We start from the raw sequence: 13,579 nt of genomic DNA on the forward strand, positions 1-13,579 counted from the left end.
GCAGGTGCTTGATTCAGGGTCAGCCGAACATCGCGAACGCGTCGCCGGAGGTCGGCAGATCGTACGTCTGACCATCCGCGGTCTGGAGGTGTTCGATGGTGTTGAAGCCTGCGTACCAGTCCATCAGTTTCACGCCGCTGGCTGGCACCCCGACACTGCCATCGTTGGCACTGTGCAGGTAGGCGTCGTTGCCAATGCGGGTGACGCTCAACTGACTGGCGTTGGCGATGGTGTTGAGGATCAGGGTGTCGTTGAGATCCAACCCTTCATCCTTGATGGTGACCAGGCCGCTGGTGTTGACCACATAGGTATCATCCCCCTGGTCACCGAAGGCACTGCCACCGGAATGCGACTGGCCGGCGAGATTGAGGATCAATCGGTCATTACCCTCATCACCATACAATCTGAAGTTGCTCCCGGTAGCCGTCAGAATATCGTTACCCTCGCCGCCGAAGGCATTACCGCCAACCATCGTGATGGTATCGTTGCCCTCATCGCCCCTGGCATAACTGAACGCATCATTGGCGTCACTGACGATGACATCATCGCCAGCCCCGCCGTACAGACTGTCGGTGTTAAAGCCGTTTTCATCCAGACCGGATACCAGCCCACCGTAAAGGTGGTCGTTACCCTCTCCCCCATAGATATCGTCGTTACCGGCACCACCCACCAGGATGTTGTCGCCCGAGTTTCCATACAGGGCATCGTTGAAGCGGCTGCCGTACAGCCCTTCGATATCGAAAAAGGTGTCAGAGGCCGCGATACCACTCGGCGAACCCCAGTCGAGGGAAACATTCACGCCTTCAGGACTGTCGTCGTAACTGACGATGTCGATCCCGGCACCGCCTTCAAAGCGGTCGCCACCGGCGCCACCGTACAGCACGTCATTGCCGGCCCCCGAGATGATGGTGTTGGCTTCGTCGTTACCGTAACCGATGAAGTCTGCACTGCCGGTATAGGTCAGGTTTTCAACGAAAGAGTCCAGATGCATCGTCGACAGACTGGTATTCACCTGATCGGTACCGCCCTGGTAACCCTCGACCTCTTTGATGGACACACCGGTGCTGTTGATGGTGTACACATCATTTCCCCACTCGCCTTGCAGCGTCACGCCACTGACGTTGGCAGTGAGATGATCGCCGAAGAATGACCCGATGACGTGCTCGACATTCAGCAGCGTGACACCCGACGCACCGGCACGCGGGCCGATGTCGATGCTGACGCCATCCCAGGACTGGCGATAGCCCACGGTGTCGTAACCGTCGCCACCATCCACGATCATGGTGTTATCGAGCAGATACACCGTGTCATCGAAGGCCGAACCCTGGATCGCCTCGATGCCGGTGAAGGTATCTCCCAAGGCAATGGTCATTCCATCGTTGGACCAGTCAGAAACTTTCACACCTTCCAGACTGTCGCTGTAGCTCACGGTATCGAAGCCGTCGCCACCCACGAAGTGGTCGGCACCCGCGCCGCCCCACAGCCAGTCGTTGCCGGCACCACCGATGATTTCGTTGTCACTCGCATTGCCGTAAGCCTTGAAATCGCCGGTGCCGGTGAAAGTCAGCTTCTCGAGGAACGGATCCATCTTGATGGTGTTGAGGCTGGTGCGCAGTTCGTCGTAGCCGAGGCCGCTTTCTTCGATGATGGTCACACCTTCGGCGTCGACGATGTACACATCATCGCCACCACTGCCTTCCAGCGTCACACCTGCCACGGAAGCGGAGAATGTGTCGTTGTGATAAGTACCGAATACCTTTTCCACCGACAGCAACGTATCGACTTTGCCATCAGGCCCGGTGACCGTTGTCGCGCCAGCGCCAGACTCGACGCTGATTCCCGCCCCCATGGCGAAATAGTTCGCCGTATCAAAACCCTCACCGCCATCCAGCACGTCTGATCCCGCAGTGGCGAACAGCAGATCATCCGACTCCAGTCCATAGAGTTCGTCATTGCCATCGGTACCCCACAGGCCATCCGCATCACTCGTTCCATTCACTACTGACATTTGCGTCTTCCTTGCGTTGTTGTTGAAACCGGAAACCTGCCTCCCGGGCACAAGCCGATCACGCCAGCAGCAACCGTCCGAGGTCAGCGAATAGAGAAGTATCGACAGGAAAATCCAGATTCTTGAGGCTCTGCGGTGAAAAAAGTATCGATACTGATACAAACTGAATGTTGAAGACGCAAAAAAGGCGACTCGAAAGTCGCCTTTTTTTCAGCAGTGCCGATCAGTCCGCCAGCCAGCCGTTTTCCCAGTACCGCAGGTTGTCGCCGCGCAGCACGTAATCGCGCAGTACGACTTCACGCAGCTGATCACCCATGCGATAGCTCGCATCCGGGTCGGCCAGGTGCATGCGGATCGCTTGCAGCCACTCCTCGGTGGAGTTGGTCTTGACCCGGGTGCACGGCAAGTAGCCTTGATAGGCCTCGGTATCGGTGCAGACCACCGGGTAGCCGCACGCGCCGTACTCCAGCAGGCGCAGGTTGCTCTTGCAGTCGTTGAAGATGTGGAACTCCAGCGGTGCCAGGGCCAGGTCGAGGTTGAGGCTGGCCAGTTTCGCCGGATACACATCCAGCGGGATCACACCGTGGAACTCATGCATGTACGGACGCAAGTCATCCGGGCACATGCCGAAAAATACCCAGTCGACTTCGTTTGCCAGTTCACGGACCACATCGGCAATCACCGCCAGATCACCGTGGTGGCTGGTGCCGCCGCCCCAGCCAACCCGAGGTTTTTTCGAGGTGCGACGCCGACTGCGCAAGTCGGTCCACAAATGCTGCGACAACATGTTCGGTACGACCCGGATGTCGTGATGCATGTCCGACAGGACATTGGCCAGCGGCTGGGTAGACACCACCACACGATCGCAAAGACCGATCGCCCGCCGCACCAGCCGCTCCATTTCCTGTTTGTTCGGCATGTTGCGGATATGCGCGTTGCGATGAGGCACATCAATGACATAGTCATCGAGCTCGTAGATTCGCCGGGCGTTGAAAAAGTTTTTCAACGGTGGAATTTCATCGATGGCGCCTTCCGAGTAGCGCCCTTGCAACACGATCACGTCGGGCGACTGGCGCTCGATGTCGATGATCGAAGGCAGGCCGTAGCAGATCCGCCCTTCGACGCGATTGGCCGCCTCGAGCTCGATCATCGGCTGGCTGATGCGGTAGTGACCGATGGCGGATGCGTTGATGGGCACCGCCAGCACATTCGGCAACTGGCTGCGCGAAAACGGACTCCAGCCGGTACGCAGGCCTGGCTCCAGACTGAAACTGGTCGCGCCGACGCCCTGTACCGCCAGATTGACGTTGAACGCAGGATCCCGTGCGATGAGTGACAACCAGCGCTTGTAGAAGGTCTCGTGCTCCTGAATCTGCAGTTGCTCTTCTTCTGCCGTGGCCTCGGTCGTCGGCCGCGCACCCAGCGCCAGTTTGGCGTAAGGCGTCCAGACCACCAGATAACCTTCGCGGCCCACGCGCAGACAAAGATCCGCCACATTGAGGGCCTGCGCCAGATCCTGTTCGTCGAGCCCGTCGACAGCCTCAAAGACAGCCTTGCGAATCATCAGGCAATCGCCGCCGACCGCACTCAGGTCATGCACCGCCTGCAAACGGAACATGTACCCGTCCGCCTGCAGCGACTGACCATAGAAGGGCAATCCCACGGCGCCTTGCATGCCCAGAATCAGGCCGGCATGCAGTACGCAACCGTCCGGGTTGTAGACCTTGGCACCGACCACCCCGACTTCCGGGCGCTGCGCATGATTGAGCAGTTCGTCCAGCCAGTCGGGCTGGGTGATCACCGCAAAGGAATTGAGCATCAACACGTATTCGCCGCGGGCCTGCCCTACCGCAAAGTTGAGCGTGGCCGCTGCATTGCCCTGTTGCGCGAAGTTCAGTACGCGAACCCGGTCGCTGCCCAGTTGCGCCATGCCGTCCAGCCAGGCCAGCGCTTCGGCACTGGTGCTGCCGTTATCGACCAGCAGCAGCTCGTATTCGGTGTAGGCGGTTTTTTCCAGCAGCGTCTCGACGCAGCGCTGCAAGGCAGCAGTCTGGTCCCGGGTCACGATGATGACCGACACCAGCGCACGCCGTGCGTGATGATAGTCGACACGATTGAGCAGCTCGCAGCTGCCACGGCGAATGTCGTGGGCCAGACCCAGACGCTGCAGATGCGCTTCGAGCACGCGCGGATTCTGTTCGAGGACGCCCGGGGCCACGAGCCACCTGGACAGGTCGAAAGGCGACTCCAGCATGACCTCGGCAATGTGGCCGACAACCTGCGTGCCATCGTTCTCGACCAGACGCCACAACACATCGTGCGGCGCGAGCTGAGCGAAGTCAGGCGCAAAACCACCGAGCGCCAGAAAACGTTCACGCTCGAACGCCAGTGCCCGGCCGACATAAGGGTAGCTGCGCATCAGGTCGAGGTTGAAATCCGGCTTGAACGCAGGTTCTGCCGACTCCCCGTTACGCAAGCTGCCCTCGTCGCTGTACAGACATTTCAGTGACGGGGAATGCACGATGCGCTCGGCCATGACCAGCAACGCCGGCGCCACCAGCCGATCACCCGCCTGCAGCAGGTAGAACCAGTCGGCTCCCGCCAGTTGCGGCAGCAAGGCATTGATCTGCTCCATGCCGTCGTCTTGCAAAGGCATGCGGAACACCCGCCCGTCCAGCTCGGTTTCGGTACACGAGGCGGACAGGACAAGGATCAGCTCCGGCGGATAATCCTGAGCGGCAAGCGATGCCAGTGTGCGTTCGACACTGTCACGACTGCCCTGCCCGTCGATGACGATCGGCACGATCCGTGGTTGATGCGACCAGCCGGCCAGGGTTTCCGGCAGCAACGTGCGCTGACCTTCAGTCAGTACCCGGCAATTGAGCCACTGAGCGTAGAGTTCGGCAAAACTCCAGCTGTCGATGCCGACACTCCACTCCTGGCGGCTCTGCTTGGTGCCGAGGGTGCGACTCAGCGGCAACTCCTCCCAGACCCGAGGCAGCTCATCGGCCTTGGCCAGCGGAATGTAACGAACCCAGCCCGGTGCAGGCGCCGACTCGCCGCTGCGCGCCTTGAGCATTTGCGTCATCCACTCACGCTCGACCTCAAGCGCGTCTTTCATCGGCTGTTGCGCACTCAGGCGTTCCGGGTAGAGCCGCTCGGCGCTGAGCACGTTGTTGGACACCGCCAGATTGCCGCGCCGCAGCAGGCAGACATACAGGGCAAAATCCAGCGACGCGACGAAGCAGTGACCTTCCTGAGTCAGCGCCGGCAGCAGCTCTTCAACGTCGGCACGCCGGAACAATGCATTAGTGAATCCACCGAGGACATTGACCGGAAACTTCTCGAAGATGCCCAGCAGATCGTCGCCCTTGAACAGACCGCTGTGCGGCGACAACGAGGTGTTTTCCAGGCGCGCGGGCAGGATGATGTCCTGCGCATCCCAGAACAGTCGCTGGGCCAGTACCAGACTGACCTCTTCACGCATCATCTCGTGGGCCTGCTGCCGGATGCAGTCGGCATACAAGTGATCGTCGTCGCACAGGAACTTGATGAACTCGCCCTGCGCCTGACTCAAGCACGCCTTGAAGTTGCCGATCATTCCCAGGGTGCGCGGATTGCGCACGTAGCGCACCTCGACGCCGGACTGCTCGATGACCGACGCGACGATGCGTTCGATCTCGGAACCCCGACTGTCATCGCAGACGATGATTTCCAGAGCGCTGTAAGTCTGGCTGACAGCACTGTTCAATGTCCGCTCGAAGAAGCGCGGATTGAAGGCAGGAATGACGAGGCTGACAAGGGGGAGTGAATTCACGGCGGACTCGCAAGCGGCGGGAACCCGCCCGGAACAGCGAGCCCTTTGAAACCGCAAAAAAAGACAAATGATACAGAGCGATCAGAGCAAGCGGGCGCTTGCGCGCCCGCTCAGGCTTCAGATCTTGTTGAACAGGCCCAGCTGGGAGATTTTGCTGAACGCCAGTTGCGAGGCCTGCAGCATGGTCTGCTGCAAGGTCAGGCGGGTCATCACTTCGGCCGGATCCGAATCACGGATCGTGCCCTGGGTGGTGGCGTTTGCCAGCTGCAGGCTCTGGTTGGTGGTGCTCTGGTCGTCCAGCGACTGCCCGCGGGCACCGATGGAGGTCACCGCGCTGCCGATCTGGTTGGCGGCGCTGTCGATGTTGCCGAGACCGGCTTCCATGGCACCCTGGAATTTCTGCTTGGCCACCGGATCACCGTCGATCGGGGTGTTCAGCGCCGTGACCATCTGGCCCAGGGTGTCGAGCACGTTCTGGGTCTGGTGGTTGTTGGACTGGATCGAGAACTGGTCACCGGCCGCCGGTGTGCCACCGAGGGCGAAGGTCACACCCGCTGCCGTGGCGTTGCCGCCAGCCACGGTACCCGACGAGATCGGCTTGCTGTCGGCAGTGACAGGCGCAGCGTAAAGGTCGAACGCGGTGGCGCTGGTGAACTTCAGGACCGCGCCGCCGCCCGACGGGAAGGCCGCTGTGTAGGCCGCCTGGTTGGTCACGCTGGAACCGGTGATGACCGCGGTCGACGGGTTGCCCGGGCTGCGCGCGGTGGTGAACGAGTCCGGCGAAGCCGACAGCTGGAAGCTGTGGCCGGCAATGACTGCGTCCGGGTTGGTGTCGCCGGTCTTGAGGTTGATGTTCAACTTCATGTCGACGCCACGGAAGCTGACGGTCTGGTTCGCGCCGTTGCTGTTGCTGATCAGACCGTTCTGGCTGGCCTCGGAAGTCACGTCGTTGCCCAGGGCATCGGTGATCTTCAGCTGAGTGCTGCTGATGAAGTCCACGGTGTAAGGCTGACCGGCCGTAAACTTGGCGTTGTAGGTGGCGGCGGTGCCGACCGTACCGTTGGTCAGCACCACGCGACCGTCATCGACGAGCGGAGCCGTCATTGTGGTCTGGGTACGACTGGTGTTGATGGTCTGCTGGAACGCATCCCAACCGGTGGTGTTGGTGGCTACCGACATACCGTCGCCAATGCCCAGGTTGATCTGGGTCTGGTCACCGTTGTAGGTGTAAGTGCCATCGGCGTTCTGCGAGTACGGCGCGGTATCGGTCTTCGAGCCGGAGAACAGGTAATTGCCGTTGGCATCCTTGGAGTTCATCAGGCCCAGCACTTGTTGCTGAATCTGGCTCAGTTCGGCGGCGTAAGCCTGACGGTCCTTATCGGTGGCGATGCCGTTGTTGGCCGCCAGTCCGATTTCCTTGGCGCGCTGCAAGGCATCGGTGATAGCCGTCAGCGTGGATTCCTGAACAGTCAGCGAGCTCTTGGTGGTATCGATGTTGCCTTTGTACTGATCGAGCATCGCGGCCTGCTGGCCGAGCTTGAGCAAGCGACCGGCACCGATCGGATCGTCGGCAGCGGTGTTGATGCGCTGCAGGCTGCTGGCTTCGTTCGCGGTCGCGACAGCCTTGCTGTAGTTGCGCTGATATTGAGCAGCTTGCGTCGCGTAATACTGAGCGGTGGAAATGCGCATGAATTACGACTCCTTAAAGACTGTTGATCAGCGTGGCGAAGGTTTCCTGCGCAGCTTTGATGATCTGCGAAGACGCTGTGTAGTACTGCTGATACTTGACCAGGTTGCCGGTCTCTTCGTCCAGGTTGACCTGAGACAGCGAATCACGCGCGCCTTGCGCCTGATCCAGAATGGCCGTGGTGGCTTCAATGTCGGACTTGCTTTGAGCAGCCTTGGTACCGACGTTGGTCACCAGCTTGTTGTAGGCGTCGGTCAGGCTGATGCCCTTGCTGCCCGAGCCGGTGTCCACTGTCTGCTTGGTCTGCAGGCCGACCAGCGCCTGGGCGTTGCGGTTGTCCGAAGACGCCGCGCCGGTCAGGCTCATGGTGAAGGTTTCGCCGGCTTTCGGCGTCGCGCCCACGGTGGTCTGCACGGTGAAGGTTTTCTGCACGTTCGGCGTAACGCTGGTGTCCATCACCGGAGCGCCGGTGGAGTCGACCATGCCGATCTTCAGGTTCAGGGTGTTGGCCTGCCCCGGCACGATGGTTCCGCTGCCGATGGTGTTGCCCTTGGCGTCGACCATGTTGTACGACTGGCTGCCGCTGGCGACCGCGCCGAATACCAGTTTGACCGGGGTCGAATACTTGAGCGCGTTCTGCAACTCGGCCTGGGAGGTCGGGTTGTAGATGTCGATGGTGTCGGTCAGCGTCGGCTGGGTGTAGGTGCCGGAGTTATTGGTGCTGGCCACGCCGGTCAACGGTGCCGCCGCCGCGATTTTCTTCGGGTCGGTGAGCACGGTCTGGATGCTCGAGGCTGCGCCACGGGTCGGGGTCACCTTGAAGGTGTCACCGGCGCTCAGGGCACCGCCATTGAGGGCCAGGGTGAAGCCGTCGATCACCGGAGGCGGCGTGGTCGTGGTGCTGAACGAACCCATGTCGGTGCCGTCCGAGCGCTTGACCGTGTAGTTGGTCGCGCTGGTGAAGGTGACCTGGTAATCGTTGGTGGTCAGCTGGCCGGTGTCCTTGATGGTGACGTCAAGGTTGCCCGAACCCGCACTGTTGCCCGCCTGGGCAATGCTGCGCTGACTGATCAGCGCGGCACTGTTGATGTTGTTGAAAATCGCGGCGCCGAAGTCACCGTTCTTGTCGATGCCCTGAGCTTGCTGACGGTTGACCTGGTCAGCGATCACCAGCGCTACACGGCCCAGCTCGTTGAGCGACGGGTCGAGCACTTCCTTGCGATAGCTCAGCAGACCGCCGATTTCGCCACCGCTGATCACCGAAGTGATGTCGATGGTGCTCGAACCGCGATCCATCTGGATGCCCATGCGCGACGGGTCATCCTTGCTCGGCACGGTGCTCAGGGTGTTGGTGGTGTTACCGACAACCAGCGGCTGACCGCTGCCGACGTAGACGTCGAAGCTGGTGCCGCGCTCGACGACCTGCGCGCCGACCAGTTGGGAGAGCTGGCGCACGGCTTCGTTGCGGGTGTCGAGCAGATCGTTCGGCTGGCCGCCGCTGGTGGAAATCTCGCCGATCTTCTGGTTGAGATTGGCAATCGAGGTGGCCAGTTTGTTGACCTGGGCCGCCATGTCGCCGAGGTTGCCGTTGAGCGTGGTGTTCTGGTCGTTGAGCTGCTTGGCCAGTGCGTTGAAGCGGCTGGTCAGGGCTTGCGCACCGGTCAGCACCGATTGACGGGAAGTGTCGTCGGTGGCCGAGGTCGATACGCCTTGCATCGATGTAAAAAACTTCTGCAGCACGCCGGTCAGGCCGGTGTTGGTGTCGGACAGCGAGCCGTCCAGTGCGGTCGCCTGTGCGCCATAGGCGGCGGCTTCGCTGCTCAGCGAGGTGGCGGTGTGCAGCTGCGATTCGAGGTAGGAGTTGTACACCCGGCGCACGTCGGCGAGGGTCGTACCGGTACCGATGAACACGTTACCGTACTGAATCGAGGACTTGGTGCCCTGCACGGTTTGCTGGCGTGAATAACCGGCGGTGTCGACGTTGGCAATGTTGTTACCTGTCACAGCCAGAGAGGACGAACTCGCGGCCAACCCCGACATCCCGATATTGAGCAAACTCATGATTCAAACCTTACCTTGTGTTTATAAGGGCGTTGTTGAAACGCCGGCCGCAGCGTAGTTCTGATTGACCGTCATCTGCTTGGCAATCTGCGAAATCTTCGTCGCGTAGTTCGGGTCGGTCGCGTAACCGGCCTTCTGCAATTCGCGTACAAACTGTTCTGGGTTATCGGCCGACTTCAGCACATCTTGATAGCGATTATTGCTCTGCAGCAAAGTCACCAGATCGTGGAAGCTGTCCTTGTACGAGGCGTAGGAACGGAACTCGGCCGTCTCCTTGACCATCTGCCCGTTGCGGAATTCGCTGGTGATCGCCCGGGCCGAATCGCCCTTCCAGTTGCTGCTGGCCTTGATGCCGAACAGGTTGTGACTGCTGCTGCCGTCCTGGGCGCGCATGACCGATTTGCCCCAGCCGGTTTCCAGCGCCGCCTGAGCCACCAGATAACGCGGATCGACGCCAATGCGTGCGGCGGCTTCCTGGGCCATCGGCAACATGGTGTTGACGAACTGGTCGGCGTTGCTGAACGCGCGCTTGGCCGGTGCCAGAGGAATCTGCGCCATGGCACGGCCGTAAATCTGCATCTGTCCGCCGGAAGCCTTGTCCGCCTCGGCGCGGTCCAGCCAGTCGCCGTTGTACAGCGGGCCGGAACCGGTGACAGCGGCGGTCGTGGCGCGTTGCGGCAGTTGAGTGGCCGCGGCCGGCGTGGCCGACGGCACCAGACCTGCGAGCAAGCGATCCGCCAGTTTCGGCGGCAACGCCAGACGACGCTGGTTGATCATTTCCATGTCATTGCGATGGGTCAGCTCGGTGTTCGGCGCATGCACCGAGCGCGACGCCCACAACGGACGCTCGCCATTGAGTCGCGACAACGGGCCATTGGTGGCCACGGTGCCGGCGGCAATCGGCGTGGCCACGGCAGCGGCCTTGGCCTTGGCTTCTTCCTGCTTGGCGGCGGATGCGGCCGCAGCCTCGCCCGGCGCCATCGGTTTGTTCTTCGACATCTGGCGCATCAGCACGTCGGCCAGGCCGATACCCCCGCCCTCGCGGGACATGGAGACCGCCAGTTGCTGGTCGTACATTTCCTGATACTGCTTGGCGGCCGGCGTGTTGAGCGGGTTGTCCTGGCCCAGCGCTTCGGTGGCCGAACGCATCGACTTGAGCATTTCACCGAGGAACAGCGATTCGAATTCCTGCGCGACCTTGCGCATGTTTGCGTCGCTGTTCTTGTCGCCGACCTTCAGCTGATTCAGACGATTGAGGTCGGAGTACGAACCCGAATCACTGCTGCTGACCAGACCGCTTTTGCGCATATCCATGGTCGCCGTCCTCAGATCACGATCAGGTCGGCTTGCAACGCGCCGGCCTGCTTCAGAGCTTCGAGAATGGCCATCAGGTCACCCGGCGCTGCGCCGACCTGGTTCACCGCCCGGACGATCTCGTCGAGGGTGGTGCCCGGGCCGAACTTGAACATCGGCTTGGCTTCCTGTTCGGCATTCACCCGCGAGCGCGGCACCACGGCGGTCTGGCCGTTGGACAGCGGACCCGGCTGGCTGACGATCGGGTCTTCGGTGATGGTCACGGTCAGGCTGCCGTGGGTCACGGCGGCCGGTGATACCTTCACGTTCTGGCCGATGACGATGGTGCCGGTACGCGAGTTGATGATGACTTTCGCCACGGCCTGACCCGGATCGACTTCGAGGTTTTCCAGGATCGACAGGTAGTCGACGCGCTGGCTCGGATCGAGCGGCGCGGTCACGCGGATCGAACCGCCGTCGATGGCCTGGGCGACGCCAGGGCCGAGCATGTCGTTGATCTTGTCGACGATGCGCTTGGCAGTGGTGAAGTCGGAACGGTTCAGGTTCAGTGTCAGGCTGTTGCCCTGGTTGAAACCGCTCGGCACCGAACGCTCCACCGACGCACCACCAGGGATGCGACCGGCCGACGGAACGTTGACGGTGATCTTCGAACCGTCACGACCTTCAGCGTCGAAACCGCCAACCACCAGGTTGCCCTGAGCGATGGCGTAAACGTTGCCGTCGATACCCTTGAGCGGGGTCAGCAACAGAGTGCCGCCGCGCAGGCTCTTGGAGTTACCGATGGACGACACGGTGATGTCGACCTGCTGACCCGGTTTGGCGAACGCCGGCAGATCGGCACTCACCGATACCGCCGCAACGTTTTTCAGCTGCACGTTGCCCGATCCCGGCGGCACCTTGATGCCGAACTGCGAGAGCATGTTGTTGAAGGTCTGCAGGGTGAACGGGGTCTGCGTGGTCTGGTCGCCGGTGCCGTTAAGACCGACCACCAGGCCATAGCCGATCAACTGGTTGGAACGCACGCCGGAAATGCTGGCGATGTCCTTCAACCGTTCGGCTTGTGCATTGAAGGCCGCCGACAGCAACAGCGCAGCCACCATAAAGCTTTTCAGATTCAACGTAGCCACCTAGAAAGGGAACAGCGGGCTGAGGAAGAAACGGTCGAACCAGCCTGGCTGACTCGCATCGGCGAACGAACCGGTGCCCGAGTAGGTGATGCGCGCATCGGCGACCCGGGTCGAGGACACGGTGTTGTCGGTGGCGATGTCATCGGCCCGCACGAGACCGGCGATCCGCACCAGCTCGTCGCCGGTGTTGAGGGTCATCCACTTCTCGCCGCGCACGGCGATGATGCCGTTGGGCAGCACGTCGGCAACAGTCACGGTGATCGAGCCGGTCAGGGTGTTGCCCTGGGCGGCCTTGCTGTCACCTTTGGTCGCACGGTCGCCTTCGTAGCTGGCGCTCAGGCTCAGGTCATTGCTGCCGATCGGGTTGTTGGTGGTCGCACTGCTGCCGAACAGCGACGTCAGACCAATACCGGTCTTGCTGTTCTTGGCCACCTGCGAGTTGGCGTTCTTGCTGGCCTGGGTCTTCTCGTTCAGGGTGATGGTGATGATGTCACCGACCCGGAACGCCTTGCGGTCGCTGTACAGGTTCTGCTCGAAACCGGCCTGATAGATCGAGCCGTTGTTGGAGGCCGACGGCAACGGTGTGCGCGGCAACACCGGGGCGTAGTAAGGATCATTGGGCTTGGGCGTCGGAGCGACGCAGCCCGCGAGCGAGACGACCCCACTCAATGCCACAACAGATACAAAGCGCTTCATGACCCTTACCTCACGGTGTTGCAGGCGACCTCATGGCCGCCTCATAGACTTGATTACAGATTCTGCGTTACGAACGAGAGCATCTGGTCGGCGGTGGAGATCACCTTGGAGTTCATCTCGTACGCGCGCTGGGTGGTGATCATGTTGACCATCTCTTCCACGGTGCTGACGTTGGAGGTTTCCAGGGTGTTCTGCAGGGTGGTGCCGAAACCGTTCAGGCCCGGAGTACCGACTTGCGGTGCACCGGAAGCGGCGGTTTCCAGGAACAGGTTGTTGCCTACCGCTTGCAGACCGGCCGGGTTGATGAAGTCGGCGGTTTGCAGGTTGCCGATCACTTGCGAAGCGGCGTTGCCGGCCACGGTGATCGACACGGTGCCGTCACGGCCAACAGTGAAGGTCTGGGCGTTGTTCGGGATGACGATGGCCGGCTCCAGGGCGAAACCGCTGGCGTTGACGATCTGGCCGTTGGAGTCGAGGTGGAAAGTACCGTCACGGGTGTAGGACGTGGTGCCGTCCGGCTGCAGGATCTGGAAGAAACCGCGACCGTCGATGGCCATGTCCAGCGGCTGCTCGGTAGTTTGCAGGCTGCCGGCGGTGAAGTTTTTCTGAGTGCCGACAATGCGCACACCGGTACCCACTTGCAGACCCGACGGCAGTTCGCTGTCCTGGGTCGACTGGGCGCCTGGCTGACGCTTGATCTGGTACAGCAAGTCCTGGAACTCGGCGCGGTCACGTTTGAAACCCGTGGTCGACACGTTCGCCAGGTTGTTGGAAATGGTGGTCAGGTTGGTGTCCTGGGCGGACAGACCGGTTTTGGCAACCCATAGAGCCGGAAGCATTCGATTCTCCTCGTGCGCCTGTTTTACGGC

General features: G+C 61.2%; 8 protein-coding genes. All 8 read right to left on the reverse strand.

Annotated elements, in window-relative coordinates; translation table 11 throughout:
• Positions 1-19: 19 nt before the first annotated feature.
• The 8 genes from PMI24_RS23315 to flgG all read right to left on the reverse strand — a co-directional run bounded on the left by PMI24_RS23315 (position 20) and on the right by flgG (position 13,549).
• Positions 20-2,008 (reverse strand): calcium-binding protein, encoded by a 1,989-nt coding sequence (locus tag PMI24_RS23315; protein ID WP_007958334.1) that lies wholly within the window; start codon positions 2,006-2,008, stop codon positions 20-22.
• A 223-nt stretch (positions 2,009-2,231) separates the two neighbouring features.
• Complete coding sequence (locus tag PMI24_RS23320; protein WP_007958335.1) at positions 2,232-5,825, reverse strand: glycosyltransferase; 3,594 nt, start codon at positions 5,823-5,825, stop codon at positions 2,232-2,234.
• 117 nt (positions 5,826-5,942) lie between these two features.
• Positions 5,943-7,514 (reverse strand): flagellar hook-associated protein 3, encoded by a 1,572-nt coding sequence (locus tag PMI24_RS23325; RefSeq protein WP_007958336.1) that lies wholly within the window; start codon positions 7,512-7,514, stop codon positions 5,943-5,945.
• Between the two features lie 13 nt (positions 7,515-7,527).
• Positions 7,528-9,573: a flagellar hook-associated protein FlgK gene (flgK, locus tag PMI24_RS23330; protein ID WP_007958337.1), complete on the reverse strand. Its 2,046-nt coding sequence runs from the start codon at positions 9,571-9,573 to the stop codon at positions 7,528-7,530.
• A gap of 21 nt (positions 9,574-9,594) precedes the next feature.
• Entirely contained in the window at positions 9,595-10,887 is a 1,293-nt protein-coding gene (flgJ, locus tag PMI24_RS23335; RefSeq protein ID WP_007958338.1) for a flagellar assembly peptidoglycan hydrolase FlgJ, read from the reverse strand.
• An 11-nt stretch (positions 10,888-10,898) separates the two neighbouring features.
• Entirely contained in the window at positions 10,899-11,987 is a 1,089-nt protein-coding gene (locus tag PMI24_RS23340; protein WP_045121865.1) for a flagellar basal body P-ring protein FlgI, read from the reverse strand.
• A gap of 27 nt (positions 11,988-12,014) precedes the next feature.
• Positions 12,015-12,710 (reverse strand): flagellar basal body L-ring protein FlgH, encoded by a 696-nt coding sequence (gene flgH, locus PMI24_RS23345; protein WP_007958341.1) that lies wholly within the window; start codon positions 12,708-12,710, stop codon positions 12,015-12,017.
• A gap of 53 nt (positions 12,711-12,763) precedes the next feature.
• Positions 12,764-13,549, reverse strand: coding sequence for a flagellar basal-body rod protein FlgG (gene flgG, locus PMI24_RS23350; protein ID WP_007958342.1), 786 nt, complete (start codon positions 13,547-13,549; stop codon positions 12,764-12,766).
• Positions 13,550-13,579 lie beyond the last annotated feature (30 nt).

This window comes from Pseudomonas sp. GM25, from assembly GCF_000282255.1.
Taxonomy (GTDB): domain Bacteria; phylum Pseudomonadota; class Gammaproteobacteria; order Pseudomonadales; family Pseudomonadaceae; genus Aquipseudomonas; species Aquipseudomonas aphyarum.